The sequence below is a fragment of the Streptomyces sp. NPDC048462 genome, from assembly GCF_043200175.1.
Taxonomy (GTDB): Bacteria; Actinomycetota; Actinomycetes; order Streptomycetales; family Streptomycetaceae; genus Streptomyces.
On record NZ_JBICXG010000002.1, the window covers coordinates 77,304 to 92,250 of the forward strand.

The following is a 14,947-nucleotide window of genomic DNA, read 5'->3' on the forward strand; positions in this document are numbered from 1 at the left end:
TTCAGGTGGCCGCGGCCGCATGCTGAGGCATGTGGTCGCGGCCTCCGGGGTGCCGGTGGCGCCACACCCAGAAGACCGTGCAGGAGACCAGCGCCCAGGCGGCCAGCACGAGGAACGGGAAGACGCGCTGGTGCCCCTGGTAGTAGACGGCGGTGTGCTGGGCGTTGACCGAGGCCCCCGGCGGCAGCCAGCGCCCGATGTGGCCCAGCAGTGAGGGCAGCAGCGGCCAGGACACGGCTCCGCCGGACGACGGGTTCCCCAGGAGCACCATCACCCCCCAGGTCGGGAGCATCGCCCACCGGCCCATCAGGGTGTTGAACATGGTGAAGACCATGCCCGAGGTGAACATGGTGAACGCCAGGATCAGCCAGGACTCGAAGAACGGCAGATCGACGGCGCCCAGCAGCCAGTCCACCACCGCGGCGATGGAGAACGCGCCGAGCATCGAGTAGGCGACCGTGAACGCGATGCGTTCCAGTGGGATCAGCGTGCGGGCGTGCACGCTGAGCTGGATGGCGCCGACGAAGCCGATGATGACGGCGGCGAGCGAGATGTAGAAGAGCGCGAGCCCGCGCGGGTCGCCCTTCTGGAGCGGTTTGACGTCCGTGACGGAGACGGTGACGCCGAGCTTGTCCCCCACCTTGACCGCCGACTCCGCGAGCAGCTGGGCGACGGCCGCACCGGAGGCACCGGCCACGTCCAGGGCCACCCCCGCCCTGACCGGCCGCACGATCGCGAAGACCTCCTGCTCCTCCAGGGCCTCACGCGCCTCGGCGAGGGTGTCGTACCGGTGGACGTCCAGGGAGGCGTCGAGCGCCTCGTCCATCGCGGTGACGAACGCCTTGCCCCGGGCCGTCTCCTGGAGGCTGACCACGGCGGCCGGGATCCGGTGCGGAGTCGGGTTGGCCATCGCGTACGTGTACGAGCCGGCGAAGAGCCCGGCGGCCGCCGCGAGGATGAACAGCAGGACGGTCGCCGGAAAGTAGGGCGAGTTCTTGTACATCGTCCACTTCTGACCCCGGGTGAGCGGCCGTCCGTGCGCTCCGTGCGGCGGGTCGGGTTCGGTGCCGGACGGGCCTTGCGTGCCTTGCGTGCCTTGCGTGCCGGGGACGGGCTCGGGCGGGGTGGCCCCGCTGTCAGGGGTGCTCATGCGTCGTCGTCCCCGTCGTGCCGGGCGCGGCTCGGCTGGACCCGCTTGGGTTCGCCGGGCATCTTCGGGTACTCGGGCGGGTAGGGCATGTCGCCCAGGCCGCGTTCCTTCTCGTCGCGGTCGGCGAGCTCCAGCAGCAGGTCGAGCCGGAAGGCGTGGTCGTCCATGTCCGCGTGCACGTCGCCCGCCTCCGCGTACCGGGCCGGCATGGTGCGGATGTCGAAGTCGCGCGGCTGCGCGTCGTCGATCTCCTCCCAGCGCAGCGGTGCCGAGACCGGGGCGTGCGGGCGGGGGCGTACGGAGTAGGCCGAGGCGATCGTGCGGTCCCGGGCGGTCTGGTTGAAGTCGACGAAGATCCGTTCGCCGCGCTCCTCCTTCCACCAGGCGGTGGTGACCCGGTCCGGCATCCGGCGTTCCAGCTCGCGGCCCGCCGCGATGGTCGCCCGCCGGACCTCGGTGAACGTCCAGCGGGGTTCGACGGGGACGAAGACGTGGATGCCCCGGCCGCCGGAGGTCTTGGGCCAGCCGCGCAGTCCGTGGTCCTCCAGTACCGAGCGCAGCTCGTGGGCGGCCCGCACCGCGTCGGCGTAGTCGGTGCCGGGCTGCGGGTCGAGGTCGATGCGCAGCTCGTCGGGGTGGTCGGTGTCACCGCCCCGGACCGGCCAGGGGTGGAAGGTGAGCGTTCCGAGGTTGGCGGCCCAGATGACGGCGGCCACCTCGGTGGGGCAGATCTCGTCGGCCGGGCGGCCGCTGGGGAAGGCGATGCGGGCTGTGGGGATCCATTCGGGAAGGTTCTTCGGGGCCCGCTTCTGATAGAAGAACTCGCCCTCGACCCCGTCCACGAAGCGCTGGAGGGTGGTCGGCCGGTCGCGCAGGGCGCGGGTGATGCCGGGCCCCACGGCGAGGAAGTACTCGGCCACGTCCCTCTTGGTGTAGCCCTTCTCCGGGAAGTAGACCTTGTCCGGCCTGGACAGCCGGACGGGCCGTCCGCCCGCGTCCAGCTCCACCGCTTTGCCCGCTGCTGCCATGTCGGCCACGGTAGGCCGGGCACACATATGGCGCATATCGGGAGACTCCGACCATCGTACGGTCCACAATCGGGGCATGGACCTGCCGGTGATGCCGCCCGTGAAGCCGATGCTCGCCAAGTCCGTGTCCCGGATTCCGCCGGGGATGCAGTACGAGGCCAAATGGGACGGCTTCCGGGCGATCGTGCACCGGGACGGCGACGAGGTGGTGATCGGCAGCCGCACCGGGAAGCCGCTGACCCGCTACTTCCCGGAGCTGGTCACCGCTGTCCGGGAGAACCTGCCGGAGCGCTGTGTGATCGACGGCGAGATCGTGATCGCCCACGAGGGCCGGCTCGACTTCGAACGGCTCAGTGAACGTATCCACCCGGCGGACTCCCGGGTGCGGCTGCTGGCCGGGCAGACCCCGGCCTCGCTGGTCGCCTTCGACATCCTCGCGGTGGGCGACGACTCGCTGCTGGGCACGCGCCAGTCGGATCGCAGGACGGTGCTGGAGGCCGCGCTGTCCGCCGCCTCGCCCCCCGTCCACCTCGCCCCGGCCACCACCGACCCGGCCGTCGCCCAGGAATGGTTCGACCGGTACGAGGGGGCCGGTCTCGACGGGGTCGTCGCCAAACCGCTCGACCTGCCCTACCGGCCGGACACGCGGGTGATGTACAAGATCAAGCACGAGCGGACCGCCGACTGCGTGGTGGCCGGCTACCGCCACCACAAGAGCGGCCCGGTCGTCGGATCGCTGCTGCTCGGTCTGTACGACGAGGCGGGCGTCCTCCAGCACGTGGGGGTCTGCGCGGCGTTCCCGATGAAGCGCCGCGCCGAGCTCGTCACCGAACTGGAGCCACTGGTCACGGACTTCACCGCCCACCCCTGGGGAGCCTGGCAGGACGCCGAGGCGCACGAACACGCCAGGCTGCCCGGCACCCCGAGCCGGTGGTCGGGCAAGAAGGACCTGTCCTGGGTGCCGGTGCGCCCGGAACGGGTCTGCGAGGTGAGTTACGACCACATGGAGGGTGACCGGTTCCGGCACACGGCCCAGTTCCGCCGGTGGCGGCCGGACCGCACCCCCGCCGGCTGCACGTACGCCCAGCTGGAAGAGGTGGTGCGGTACGACCTCGGCTCGGTGCTGTCGGCCGCTGGCGGCTGAGCCGGGCGGACGGCCGGGGGCTCAGTCGGCGGCGGGCGGCGCCGTGGGTGGGGTGCAGGGCTCGGGGGTCGTGGTCGGATCGGGTGACGGCGACTCGGTGGCCCCGGTCGTATCGGTCGGTTCGGGCGACGGGGACTCCGTCTCGCAGCCCGGACCGGGCTCCGTGGTGCTCGGGTCGGGATCGGGACTGGTGGACGGGTCGGGGCTGGTACCGGGGTCGGGGGTGGCGGACCCGCTGTCGGTCGGGTCCGGCGACGAGCCCGGGTCGGTGGAGCCGCCGGGGTCCGGGGAGCCCGAACCACCGGGCGAGGGGTCCGGGGACGCCGATGCCGTCGGGCTCTTGGTGTGGCCGGGCTGGGCACCGACCTCGATCCCGCCGCCCTTGTCACCGTCCTTGCCGCTGCCCGGCCCGCCCACCGGGTGCTTGGGCTCGTTCGGGCTCCCGGCGCCGGGGGTCCTGGGCACGGGGCCCTTGCCGTCGGCGACCGGATGGGTGCCCTTGCGGTAGAACTCCAGCCAGGACAGCACGGTGCGCAGATAGGTGTCCGAGTGGTTGTAGCTCCGGACGGCACTGTCGAGACCGGCCCGTCCCGTCAGATCACGCGATCCGGCACAGAGGTAGCCGCCCGCCGCCAGGGCCGCGTCGTAGACGTTGCCCGGGTCGCTGCGACCGTCGCCGTTGCCGTCCCGTTTCCAGTGCGCCCAGGTCGAGGGGATGAACTGCATCGGCCCGACCGCCCGGTCGAAGGTCTTGTCCCCGTCGTACGCCCCGCCGTCGGTGTCCGGGATGTTGGCGAATCCGGCGCCGTTGAGCACCGGTCCGAGGATCGGTGACAGCGTCGTGCCGTGCGCGTCGACCCTGCCGCCGCCCGCGTGCCCGGACTCGACCTTGCCGATGGCCGCCAGTAACTGCCACGGCAGCCCGCAGCCCGGGTCGCTGCGCCCCAGGGAGGCCTCGGCCTTGCGGTAGGCGTCGAGCACTGTGGCCGGAATCCCCGCCTCGGCCCACGCCGCGACGACGACCGGGGCCCGCTTGACGCCCGGTTTCGGGGGCTCGGGGCTCTTCAGCGGCGGCAGTTCGGTGTGGTAGGAGTCGTCGTTGGCCACCTCCGACCACTTGACCTCGTCGGACTCCTGGCGCTGCTTCGGCGTCTCCTCGTGCGCCACGAGCCCCGGCCCCTGGGAGGCGGTGAGCGCTGCCATCGCGGCGACGGCGGCTGCGGTGCCGCCCAGTCCGCGGCGCATGGTGCCGTTGAACCTCATGCGTGCTCTCCTCTCCCCCGGGTCACCGGGAGAACGTGTCGATGGCCGATATCCGCCAGTTGCCGCCCCGGCGGACCGCGTCCACGGCGAACATCGCGGCGGCGTAGGTCGTCTCCTCGGACTTGCCGGTACGGGTGTTGCTCTGGTCGGCGAAGATCAGCAGCCGGGCCCGGTCGCCGTCGAGCAGCTCCACACCGCTCTCGGTGACGGTCGTGGTGAGCACGAGCTTCTGCTTGGGTGCCTGGGCCCGTACCTCCGCGAGCATGTCCTTGTGCTGCTGGACCGCCTTGCCCACCAGATAGGTCTTCACCGCGGTGTCGGCCTTGGCCGGCGAGGCGTAGTTGTACGAGAACACCGCGCCCACCGCCTCGGTGATCTGCCCCTTGACCTCACTGGTGCGGCTGATGTCGGTGAGGGCGGTGTTCTGCCGGCCCGGTTCGTCGCGCAGACTGCCCGCCGAGGTGAACGACCAGGCCGCGAAGGAGCCGAGGAGCACGGTCAGTACGCACAGGACGGCGGGCAGGGAGAACTGGGGGCGGAACGAGCGTCCGGACCGCGACGCCTCTTCCTCCGGCTCTCCCTCCGCCCTGCCCGCCGGCTCGGCCTCGCCGTCGGCACTGTCCTCGCCGGACGCGCCCGCGCTCTCGGGCCCGCTGTCCTCGGGTCCGGCGCTCTCGGGTCCGGAGCCCTCGGACCCGGTGTCCGGCCGGGCGGATCCGGGCGCGGTGGTCGTGGCGGTGGCGGTGCGTTCCGCTGCGGCGACGGTGGCCAGGCGGCGCTGCCGGTTGACGAGGTGACGGGTCGTCGACATGTGCGGGGGTCCTCTCGGTGCGGGGTGGGAGTCGGTGGCGTCAGCCGGCGGTGTTGCCGACGGGCGCCTGACCGAGGGCGCTGAGCTTCCACCCCTCGGAGGTGCGGGTGAGCTGCCCGAGCATCCGGCTCTCCTTCACCGCGGGCTTGCCCTTCGGTGCGGTCACGGTCACCCGCAGCGCCACCATGACCCCGGCCCGGCCGGCCCGGTCGTCGAGCTCGGTGACCGCGCCGGAGAGCACCTTGGCCGTACTGACGGTCTTCGCCTCCTGGATCTGCTTCACGAACGCGTCCCGCCCGTCGACGAGTTGCTGGTGCAGGTCGCCGGTGGTGGAGTCCTCCCAGCTGTCGAGCCCCTGGGCCAGCTTCTGGTGATCGAGCGTGTTCATGTTCTGCACGGCCTGCTCGCCCGCCGCGAGTGCGTCGTCGCGGGTCTGCGCGTACGCCGCCGAGTCGTCGTGCGATGCCTGGTACCGGGACACCCCGCCCCAGCCCGCCGCGCCCGCCGCCGCGACCGTCAGCACGATCGCCGCCGCCACCAGCGGATTCCTCGTCATCCGTACCCGTGCCATTGCTGCCTCTCCCTGCCGGCCGGCCCTGTGCTGTGTCGTGCTCTGTCCTGCTGTGTCGTGCTGTGCGGTGTCCGCGCCCCGTCCCTGCCGTGCTATCTGGAGGTGATCTCGACGATCGTCCAGCGCCCTTCACGCAGTTGGGCGGTGACGGAGAGCTGCGCCGCCGCCGTACTGGCGGCCTTGCCCCGGCGTTCGTAGACCTGGTCGAGGAAGACGAGCAGATGGGCGCTGTCGTGGGTCAGCCGGGTCACCCCGGCTCGTACGACGTGGGTGGTGAGGGTGAGCTTCTGATCGGCTGCCTGCTTCTCGACCTGGCCGAACAGCGCCGCGTACTGCTGGAGCGCCTTGCCCGCCAGGAGCTGCTTCGCGGACTCCTTGGTGACGGCGGTGGCCGACGGGCTGTAGGAGAAGACCTTGCCGAGCGCGTTGGTGACGTCTCCAGCGACCCGGGTGGTCGCCTCGCTGTCGGTGAGCGCCTTGTTGGAGGTGGCGGGGGTGTCGCGCAGCTGGCGGCCCATGGCGAAGAGTCCGCCTCCGGCCGCGAGCAGCGCCACGACCAGGACCCCTGCCACCAGGCGCAGCCTGCGGTGGCCGGTGCCGGGCCCCGGATCGTCGCCTGCGGGCTCCTCCGTTGCGGGCTCGGACCCGGCCGTTACGGATCCGGCCTCGGCCGGCTCCTCGCTCGTGACCCCCGCCGTGGGGTCCTCCGCCACCGGGTCCTCCGTGCCGCTGTTCGCGACCGTCGCCCCGCCCCGTGCCCTCATGTGCCGCTCCCGACCGGTATCGCCGTCAGTGCCTTGACCTTCCAGCCGTCCGCGGTCCGGGCGAGGGTGGCCTCGAACCGCTTGCGTTCGGTGCCGGCCTTTCCGGTGCGCGGAGTGACCTGGACATCGACCGTCGCGATCATCCGCGCCGTGCCGGTCCGCTCGTCGAGCGCGGTGAGCGCCGCGTCGGTGACCTTGCCGCGCGCCGTCGAACCGGACTTCGTCAGCTCGCTCGCGTCCTTGGTCCGGGTCCGCTTCAGCTGTTCGTGCAGGGGGCCGGTCGACGAGCCGAGCCAGCCGCCGAGCCCGGCGTCCACGCTCTTGGCGTCCTTGCCGTCCAGGGTGTTGAGACGGGCGAGGTGCGCTCTCCCGTCGGCCAGCGCGGTGTCCCGGCTCTTGGCGTAGGCCAGGTCGTCGTCCCCGCGGGCCTGGGCGTACGACCAGCCGCCGAGTGCGCAGACCAGTACGGCGGCGAGCAGCGCGGCCCAGCCGATCGAGGTCCTCGTGCGTGATGTCATGAACCGTCTCCCTGGCCGAGACCCAGCAGTCCGGCCATCCCGTCGGCGGCCGGGGCGGTGCCGGGGGTGACCCCGAGCGTCCCGGGCAGCCGGTCCGTCGACTTGTCGCCGCCCAGGAGCATCGAGCCGGGCTTGGCGGGCGGCGGCAGCGCCCCGCCCTTCGGGGCGTTCGCGCTGCCCCGGACGTTGATGCCCGTGCCGGGCGACGAGGCGCAGCGGGCCTTGGTGTTGACGGCGGGCCCCGGCGTGACGTCGAGCCCGTTGTGGTAGGTCGTACCGCCGTAGCCCGAGGTGCAGGGCAGCGGCTCGAAGAAGGTGACGGACATGCCGAACCTGGCGCCGTTCTCGTCCACGGCACTGGAGCCGACGGCCGCGACCTCCGGCAGCTTGACCAGCAGTTCCTCCAGCCCGCGCTGCCGGGTGACGGCGACATCCGAGGTGGTGAGGAGGTTGGCGACGACGACTCCGAAGCTCGGGTCGAGGTCCCGCAGGAGTCCGCTGATCTGGCCGGTGGCGTCAGGGGTGACGGCGATCAGCTTGCGCAGATCGGTGTCGGATCCCTTGAGTTCGGCGGCCAGATCCTTGGCACCGGACGCGAAGCCCTTCAGCGCGTCGCCCTGTTCGGCCTGGGTGCGCAGCACGGTCTCGCCGTCGATCATCAGCCGGGTGTTGACGGGCAGTGCGTCGTCGGCGGCCTGGACGAAGTCGCTGCTGGTGTCCAGCAGTACCTGGAGGTCGTCGCCGCGCCCGTCGAAGGCGGTGCCGAATTCGTCGACGACCGTACGCAGGGACTCCAGGTCGACGGAGCCCGCGAGGTCGTTGACGCTGGTCAGTACGTCGGTGACGGGCGCCGGGATCGTGGTGTCGGCCTGGTCGATCACGGAGCCGTTCGCCAGGTACGGGCCCTCGGAGCGGGTCGGCCGCAGGTCGACGTACTGTTCGCCCACCGACGAGAGGTTGGCGACGACGGCCTTCAGGGCGTCCGGGATGGGCGGGGCGTCCTTCTCGATGCGGAGTTCGGCCTCCACCCCGTCGTCGGTGAGCTCGATCGGGCCGACCCGGCCCACGGAGACGCCCCGGTAGGTGACGTTGGAGTGGGTGAACAGGCCGCCGGTCTGAGGGAGCTGGACCTTGACGGTGTAGTAGCCGCGCATGCCCACGTAGTGGCCGAGGTCGGCGTAGCGCACCCCGAGGTAGCCGAGGACGAGCACCGCGATGATCAGGAAGGCGATGTTCTTGAGCCGGATGGCCACGGTGATCATCGGTTGCTCCCCTTCGTGGCCGGGCCCGTGACCGAGGGAAGCGGCAGCGGCAGTGCGGTGCCGGACTTCAGGGCGTCGGCGCCCCCCGCGGCGGGGGGCGCGGTGCCGCCGGCCGGGATGATCGGCGGGATGATCTGGGTGCCGGGCAGGGCCGTGACATCGAGGTAGACGTTGAGGTAGTCGCCCTTCACGCCGTTCAGCACCTCGTCGGTGAACGGGTAGGTGAGCAGCACCTGGAGGGAGTCGGGCAGGTCCTGGCCGGAGTCCGCGAGGGCCTGGAGGGTGGGGGCGAGGGCCTTGAGGTCGGCGACGACGTCGGCCTTGCTCTTGTTCACCGTGTCGACGGCGACGGTGGAGAGCGTGTCGAGCGAGCGCAGCATGGTCATGAGCGAGCCGCGCTGCTTCTCCAGGACCTTCATGCCGGGGCTGAGCTTGGTGAGGACGGTGCCGACGTCCTGTTTGCGGGTGGCGAGGGTGGCGGACAGCCGGTTGACTCCGTCGAGGGCGTCGGTGATGTCCGCCCGGTGGTCGTCCAGGTTGGTGACGAGGGTGTTGACCCGCTTGAGCATGGAGCGGACCTGGGGTTCCTGTCCGGCCAGTGCCTTGTTGAGTTCGGTGGTGATGGTCTTGAGCTGGTTGATGCCACCGCCGTTGAGGAGCATCGACAGGGCGCCGAACACCTCCTCGACCTCGGGGTTCCGGTTGGTCCGGGTGAGCGGGATGCGGTCCCCGTCCGCGAGGGCGCCCTTGGCGGTGCCGGATGCCGGGGGCGAGAGCTGGATGTACTTCTCGCCGAGCAGGCTGGACTGTTCCAGGTGTGCGTACGCGTTCGCGGGGAGTCTGATTCCCCCGTTGACCTTCATGGTCACCTTGGCGTTCCAGCTGCCTTCGGCCAGTGAGATCTTGGTGACCCGGCCGACGGCCACGTCGTTGACCTTCACCGAGGACTGCGGGGCGAGGCTGAGCACGTCCCCGAACTCGGCGGTGATCTCGTACGGGTGGTCGCCGAGGTCCGCGCCGCCGGGCAGCGGCACCTGGTCGATGCCGGTGAACGTCGGCAGGTCGACCGTGGTGGCGATCAGGGCCAGGCCGACGCCCACCGCCAGCACGGCGGCGACGCCGGTCGCGCGGGCGCCGGGCCGGCTCGGGAAGCGGCTCATCGCTTGGCCCCCTTCTTCTGCGTGGCGGGCTTGTCGGGGGTGCCGTAGACGGTGCCCACGGCGGGCAGCGGCAGCGAGGGCAGCGCCTTCTGGCGGGTGGCGTCCACCGCCGTGAGTCCGCTCGGGCTCGTGGACTCGTCGGTGAGCGGTCCGCCCATGGAGAGTTCGTTGAGGTTGGTACGGCCGTTGAGGGTGCGGTTCAACGGGTCGTAGGCCTTGATCACGTTGTCCGCGGCGAGCGGCAGCGTGTCCATGGACTCGGCGAGCGAGGCCCGCTGGTCCACCAGCGCCTGGGTGACCGGCACCAGGGCGTCCACGTTCGCCTTCAGGGCGCCTCGGTTGTCCTTGATGAAGGTCTTGACCTGGCCGAGTGCGGTGCCCAGCTCCTTCAGGGCCGCGCTGAGGTTCTCCTTGTCGTCGGCCAGGAACCCGGTGACCGAGTTGAGCTGCTGTTCGGCCTTGCGGACGTTGCCGTCGTTGTCCTTCAGCATGGTGGTGAAGGTCTGGAGGTAGGAGAGGGTGTCGAAGAGGTTCCCGCTGCTCTTGTCGAGGGTCTTCGTCGCCTTCCCGAACTGCTCGATCGAGTTCCCGATCGCCTTTCCGTTGCCGTCGAGGTTCTTCGCCCCGGTGTCCAGGAGCCTGGCAAGCGCGCCGTCGGAGTTGGCTCCGTCGGGGCCGAGCGCGGTGGAGAGTTCGGTGATGGAGGCGTACAGCTGATCGACCTCGACGGGGGTGGCGTTGTGCGACGCGGGCAGTTCGGCCTCGTCCGCCAGCAGTGGTCCCCCCCGGTAGGCGGGGGCGAGCTGGATGTACCGGTCGGCCACCAGGCTGGGGGCCACGACGACGGCGTGCGCGCCCTTGGGCACCTTGACGCCCTTGTCGACGCGGAGCCGCACCTCGACCTCCTCACCCTTGGGCCGTACGGACTCGACCGTGCCGACCTTGACCCCGAGGATCCGCAGGTCCGATCCGGCGTACACGCCGGTGGCCTGGTCGAAGTAGGCGGTGACCGTCGTCCTGCCCTCGTCGTCCATGGCCATCACGCCCGAGGTGGCCGCGACGGCCACGACGGCCAGTCCGGCGCCGATGCCGACGATGCGCGTGATTCTCATGTCAGCGGCCGCCTTGCTGCTTGGGAGGCATGCATCCGGTCGCCGGGGGCGTGCCGGCGGGCAGGTAGTCCCTGGGCACGACCCCGCAGACGTAGTTGTCGAGCCAGCGGCCGTTGCCGAGCGTGTTGCCGACGAGCCGGTTGTACGAACCGGTCAGGGACAGCACCTTGTCGAGGCTCTTGCGGTTCTTCACCAGGACCGCGGTGACCCGGCCGAGCGACTCCAGGGTGGGCTTGAGCTGCTTGTTGTTGTCCGCGACCAGGCCGGTGAGCTGGGTGCCGAGGTCCTGGGTGCCGGTGAGCAGCAGGTGGATGGAGTCGCGGCGGGCCTGGATCTCGCCCAGGAGCAGGTTGCCGTCCTCCAGCAGGGTCTCGAAGCTGCTCTTCTTGTGGGCGAGGGTCTTGGTCAGCTGTTTGCTGCCCTTGAGGAGGGTGGCCAGCTGGGCGTCCCGCTGGGACACGGTCCTGGAGAGTGCGGAGAGCCCGTCGGCGGCGCTCTTCACGTCGGGCGGTGAGTCCTTGAAGGTGGCGGAGATCGTCTCGAAGCTCTTGGCGAGCTGCTTGGTGTCGATCTCGCCGATGGTCTCGCCGAGTCCGTTGAAGGCCTGGGTGACGTCGTACGGGGAGGTGGTACGGCTCGACGTGATGCGCCGGTCCGGGTCCTGGGGGCCGGTGCCGAGCGGATCGACGGCGAGGTACTTGTCGCCGAGCAGCGTCTTGATGGCGATGCCCACGGTGGAGGAGTTGCCGATCCAGGCGTGCTTGACCCGGAAGCTGACCTTGACCTTGGCGCCGTCGAGCGAGACTCCGGTGACCTCACCGACCTTGACGCCGGCGATCCGCACCTCGTCGCCGGAGCCGAGCCCGGCGGATTCGGTGAAGTCGGCGGTGTAGGTGGTGCCGCCGCCGATGAAGGGCAGCGAGTCGGCGCGGTAGGCGCCGTAGCCGATGAGGGCCAGGACGAGGAGTCCGGCGATGCCGATGGCGACGGGGTTGCGTTCCCGCAGGGGTTTGATTCTCATGCCAGGCACCTCGGCTGGGTGATGGCGATGCCGGTGGGCGGCGTGCTGCCGTCCTCGGTGGTCACACCGCTGACCTTGGCTTCGCAGAGGTAGAGGTTGAGCCAGGAGCCGTACGAGGCGAGCCGGCTGATCGCCTCCATCTTGGCGGGGGTCTTCTTGAGGAAGTTCTCGATCTGCGGGGTGCCCTTGCCCAACTGGTCCGACAGCCGTCCGAGTTGCTTGATGTCGTCCTTGAGGGGCTTGCGGCCGTCCTGGAGCAGGTCGGCGGTGACGGTGGTCAGCGCGCCCATCGCGGTGACGGCCTGCCCGAGGGGTTTGCGGTCGCCGGCGAAGCCCGTGACGAGCTGCTGCAGCGTGTCGACGAGGTCGTTGAAGCCGGCCTCCCGGTCGTTCACGGTCTTCAGGACCGTGTTGAGGTTCTTGATCACCTCGCCGATCACCTTGTCCTTGGCCGCGACCGTGGAGGTCAGTGAGCCGACGTGCTGGAGGATGCTGTCGACGGTGCCGCCCTCGCCCTGGAGCACCTGGACGATGGAGCCGGCGAGCTGGTTGACGTCGGGCGGGGAGAGTCCTTCGAACAGCGGCTGGAAGCCGTTGAACAGCTGGGTCAGGTCGAGCGCCGGTGTGGTGCGCGAGAGCGGGATGGTCGCTCCGGCCTGGAAGTTCCGGCCGACGGGTCCGGCTCCCTGGTCGAGGTCGATGTAGCGCTGGCCGACCATGTTGAGGTATTTGATCGAGGCGGTCACCGAGGCGGGGAGGCTGCGCCCCTTGCGGACGGCGAAGCCGACCTCGGCGAGCCGCTTGTCCGCGACGTCGATCGACTCGACCTGCCCGACCTTGACCCCGGCGATCCGTACGCTGTCACCGACGATCAGCCCGGTGGCGTCGGTGAACCGCGCCTTGTACGAGGTGGTGTCACCGACCCCGGTGTTGGCGATCGACAGCCCGAGGACGGTGGTGGCCAGGACGGTCACCAGGATGAAGACGATCGATTTCGCGAGCGGTCCCGCGAGGGAGCGGCGCTTCACTTGAGCTTCACCTCCGCACCGCGGAAGGCCGGGCCGATGAGCACGCTGCTCCAGTCGGGCAGGCTCTGCGGCTGGACTTTCAGTGAGGGAGCGACCAGCTCGTTGACGAGCCGGCTCTCCTGCGGGGAGTTGGGCATGCCGAGGGAGGTGTCCGTCGCCTTCGGCCCGGTCTCGGTCTGCGGGTCCGCGGCCGCCTTGTCGCCGGGGGCCGGGGACGCCGCGGCCCGCCCGGCGGCCGTCGGCTCCGTCGTACCGACGTACGGCACGGAGTAGCAGTGCGGTCCGCCGGTCGCGTCGTAGACGGGGGTGTCCTTGCCGGCCACGTACTTGCCCCTGGACTTCACGGACTTGAGGGTGACGTGGAGGCCGGGCTGTCCGGTGCCCTTGCCGAGCGCCTTGTCCATCGCGGGGACGAATCCGGCCATGGTCCGCAGGGTGCAGGGGAATTCGTCGGAGTACTTGGCGAGCAGTTCGAGCGTCGGCCTGCCGGTCGCGGAGAGCCGGATCAGGTTGTCCTTGTTCTCCTGGAGGAAGGTCGTGAGGTCCTGCGCGGAGGCGGTCGTGGAACCGTAGAGGTCGGCGAGCTCCGCCTGCTGGTCGGCGAGGGTCCCGCTGGTGGTGGTGAAGTCGGTGAGTGCGTCCAGGACGTCGGGTGCGGCGTCCCCGTACACCCTGCTGACCTTGACGAGTTCCTTGATGTCGGCGTTGAGCGTGGGGAGTTGGGGGTTGAACTTCTGGAGGTGCGCGTCGAGCCTGACGAGGGTGTCGCCGAGCTTCTCGCCCCGTCCCCGCAGTGCCTGGGAGACCGCGTTGAGCGTTGCGGAGAGCTTCTCCGGCTGTACGGCGGTCAGCAGGGGCAGGACGTTGTCGAGGACCTCCTCCAGCTCGATGGCGTTGCTGGAGCGGTCCTGCGGGATGACGGCTCCGGCCCGCAGGGTGCTCGCGGAGGGTACGGCGGGCGGTACGAGCGCGACGAACCGTTCCCCGAACAGGGTGGTGGGCAGCATCTGGGCCGTGACGTCGGCCGGAATGCGGTCGAGTTTGCCGGGCTCGATGGCCAGGGTGAGGCGGGCGCCCTCGCCGTCGGCGGAGATGTCGCGGACCTGGCCGATGACGACTCCGCGGAGCTTCACGTCGGCGTTGTCGTGCATCTCGTTGCCGACGCTCCCGGTCCGTACCGTCACGGTGGCGTCGTCGGTGAAGTCCTTGTTGTACACGGCGACCGACACCCAGATGAGCAGGGCGGGCACGAGCAGGAAGGCCACTCCGGAGAGTCTGCGACGGGTGGAGTGCGTGGTCCGGTTGCTCATCAGCCGGCCACCTTCACGGTCGTCGTGGCGCCCCAGATGGCGAGCGAGAGGAAGAAGTCGGTGACGCTGATCAGCACGATCGCGTTGCGCACCGACCGGCCGACCGCCACTCCCACCCCGGCGGGTCCGCCGGTGGCGTGGAAGCCGTAGTAGCAGTGCGCGAGGATCACCATCACGCTGAAGATCAGCACTTTGAGCACCGACAGCAGTACGTCCTCGGGGGACAGGAAGAGATTGAAGTAGTGGTCGTAGGTGCCGGCCGACTGCCCGTTGAACAGGACGGTGACGTAGCGGGAGGAGAGGTAGGAGGAGAGCAGCCCGATCGCGTACAGCGGGATGATGGCGACGACCCCGGCGATGATGCGGGTGGTGACGAGGTAGGGCATGGAGCGCACGCCCATGGCCTCCAGGCCGTCGATCTCCTCGTTGATCCGCATGGCGCCGAGCTGGGCGGTGAAGCCCGCTCCGACGGTCGCGGAGAGCGCGAGTCCGGCGACGAGCGGGGCGATCTCCCGGGTGTTGAAGTAGGCGGAGATGAAGCCGGTGAACGCGGCGGTGCCGATCTGGTTGAGCGCCGCGTACCCCTGGAGGCCGACGACCGTGCCGGTGGCCAGTGTCATCGCGATCATCACGCCGATGGTGCCGCCGACGACCCCGAGTCCGCCGCTGCCGAAGGCGACTTCGGCCAGCAGGCGCTGCACCTCCTTGAGGTAGCGCCGCAGGGTCCGGGGGATCCAGAGCAGTGCCCGCACGTAGAAGGTGAGTTGGTCACCGGATCGGTCGAGCCAGCTGAGCATCGACATCG

15 protein-coding genes are annotated in these 14,947 nt (G+C 70.5%); 1 reads left to right on the top strand and 14 read right to left on the bottom strand.

What is annotated here, in order from left to right; genetic code table 11:
* Position 1: 1 nt before the first annotated feature.
* Both ACGFU6_RS03650 and ligD read right to left on the bottom strand, forming a co-directional pair.
* A complete protein-coding gene (locus ACGFU6_RS03650) occupies positions 2-1,003 on the bottom strand; it encodes an ABC transporter permease (protein ID WP_393608352.1) in 1,002 nt (333 codons plus the stop codon).
* A 143-nt stretch (positions 1,004-1,146) separates the two neighbouring features.
* Positions 1,147-2,157 carry a non-homologous end-joining DNA ligase gene (gene ligD, locus ACGFU6_RS03655; protein WP_393608354.1) on the bottom strand — a complete coding sequence of 337 codons (1,011 nt, stop codon included), beginning with the start codon at positions 2,155-2,157 and terminating at the stop codon, positions 1,147-1,149.
* Between the two features lie 97 nt (positions 2,158-2,254).
* On the opposite strand from ligD, the gene ACGFU6_RS03660 reads away from it, so the two are divergent.
* Positions 2,255-3,322, top strand: coding sequence for an ATP-dependent DNA ligase (locus ACGFU6_RS03660; RefSeq protein ID WP_393607875.1), 1,068 nt, complete (start codon positions 2,255-2,257; stop codon positions 3,320-3,322).
* A 21-nt stretch (positions 3,323-3,343) separates the two neighbouring features.
* Here the strand turns inward: ACGFU6_RS03660 and ACGFU6_RS03665 are convergent, their stop codons facing one another.
* The 12 genes from ACGFU6_RS03665 to ACGFU6_RS03720 all read right to left on the bottom strand — a co-directional run bounded on the left by ACGFU6_RS03665 (position 3,344) and on the right by ACGFU6_RS03720 (position 14,945).
* The gene (locus tag ACGFU6_RS03665) at positions 3,344-4,585 is read right to left on the bottom strand and encodes a hypothetical protein (RefSeq protein ID WP_393607876.1); all 1,242 of its coding nucleotides are present in this window, start codon (positions 4,583-4,585) and stop codon (positions 3,344-3,346) included.
* A gap of 22 nt (positions 4,586-4,607) precedes the next feature.
* Positions 4,608-5,396 (bottom strand): hypothetical protein, encoded by a 789-nt coding sequence (locus ACGFU6_RS03670; protein ID WP_393607877.1) that lies wholly within the window; start codon positions 5,394-5,396, stop codon positions 4,608-4,610.
* 40 nt (positions 5,397-5,436) lie between these two features.
* On the bottom strand, positions 5,437-5,967 hold the full coding sequence (locus tag ACGFU6_RS03675) for a nuclear transport factor 2 family protein (RefSeq protein ID WP_393607878.1): 531 nt from the start codon (positions 5,965-5,967) through the stop codon (positions 5,437-5,439).
* A gap of 92 nt (positions 5,968-6,059) precedes the next feature.
* Positions 6,060-6,731 (bottom strand): hypothetical protein, encoded by a 672-nt coding sequence (locus ACGFU6_RS03680; protein WP_393607879.1) that lies wholly within the window; start codon positions 6,729-6,731, stop codon positions 6,060-6,062.
* Entirely contained in the window at positions 6,728-7,249 is a 522-nt protein-coding gene (locus tag ACGFU6_RS03685) for a hypothetical protein (RefSeq protein ID WP_393607880.1), read from the bottom strand. Before ACGFU6_RS03685 ends, ACGFU6_RS03680 begins: the two co-directional genes overlap by 4 nt.
* Complete coding sequence (locus ACGFU6_RS03690) at positions 7,246-8,511, bottom strand: MCE family protein (RefSeq protein WP_393607881.1); 1,266 nt, start codon at positions 8,509-8,511, stop codon at positions 7,246-7,248. The genes ACGFU6_RS03685 and ACGFU6_RS03690 overlap by 4 nt, the downstream gene beginning before the upstream one ends.
* The gene (locus tag ACGFU6_RS03695; protein WP_393607882.1) at positions 8,508-9,671 is read right to left on the bottom strand and encodes an MCE family protein; all 1,164 of its coding nucleotides are present in this window, start codon (positions 9,669-9,671) and stop codon (positions 8,508-8,510) included. Before ACGFU6_RS03695 ends, ACGFU6_RS03690 begins: the two co-directional genes overlap by 4 nt.
* Complete coding sequence (locus ACGFU6_RS03700) at positions 9,668-10,783, bottom strand: MCE family protein (RefSeq protein ID WP_393607883.1); 1,116 nt, start codon at positions 10,781-10,783, stop codon at positions 9,668-9,670. The genes ACGFU6_RS03695 and ACGFU6_RS03700 overlap by 4 nt, the downstream gene beginning before the upstream one ends.
* A 1-nt stretch (position 10,784) precedes the next feature.
* Complete coding sequence (locus tag ACGFU6_RS03705; RefSeq protein ID WP_393607884.1) at positions 10,785-11,804, bottom strand: MCE family protein; 1,020 nt, start codon at positions 11,802-11,804, stop codon at positions 10,785-10,787.
* Positions 11,801-12,832 carry an MCE family protein gene (locus ACGFU6_RS03710; protein ID WP_393607885.1) on the bottom strand — a complete coding sequence of 344 codons (1,032 nt, stop codon included), beginning with the start codon at positions 12,830-12,832 and terminating at the stop codon, positions 11,801-11,803. The genes ACGFU6_RS03705 and ACGFU6_RS03710 overlap by 4 nt, the downstream gene beginning before the upstream one ends.
* Positions 12,829-14,142: an MCE family protein gene (locus ACGFU6_RS03715; RefSeq protein WP_393607886.1), complete on the bottom strand. Its 1,314-nt coding sequence runs from the start codon at positions 14,140-14,142 to the stop codon at positions 12,829-12,831. Before ACGFU6_RS03715 ends, ACGFU6_RS03710 begins: the two co-directional genes overlap by 4 nt.
* Positions 14,142-14,945 (bottom strand): MlaE family ABC transporter permease, encoded by an 804-nt coding sequence (locus ACGFU6_RS03720; RefSeq protein ID WP_393607887.1) that lies wholly within the window; start codon positions 14,943-14,945, stop codon positions 14,142-14,144. The genes ACGFU6_RS03715 and ACGFU6_RS03720 overlap by 1 nt, the downstream gene beginning before the upstream one ends.
* Between the last annotated feature and the right edge of the window lie 2 nt (positions 14,946-14,947).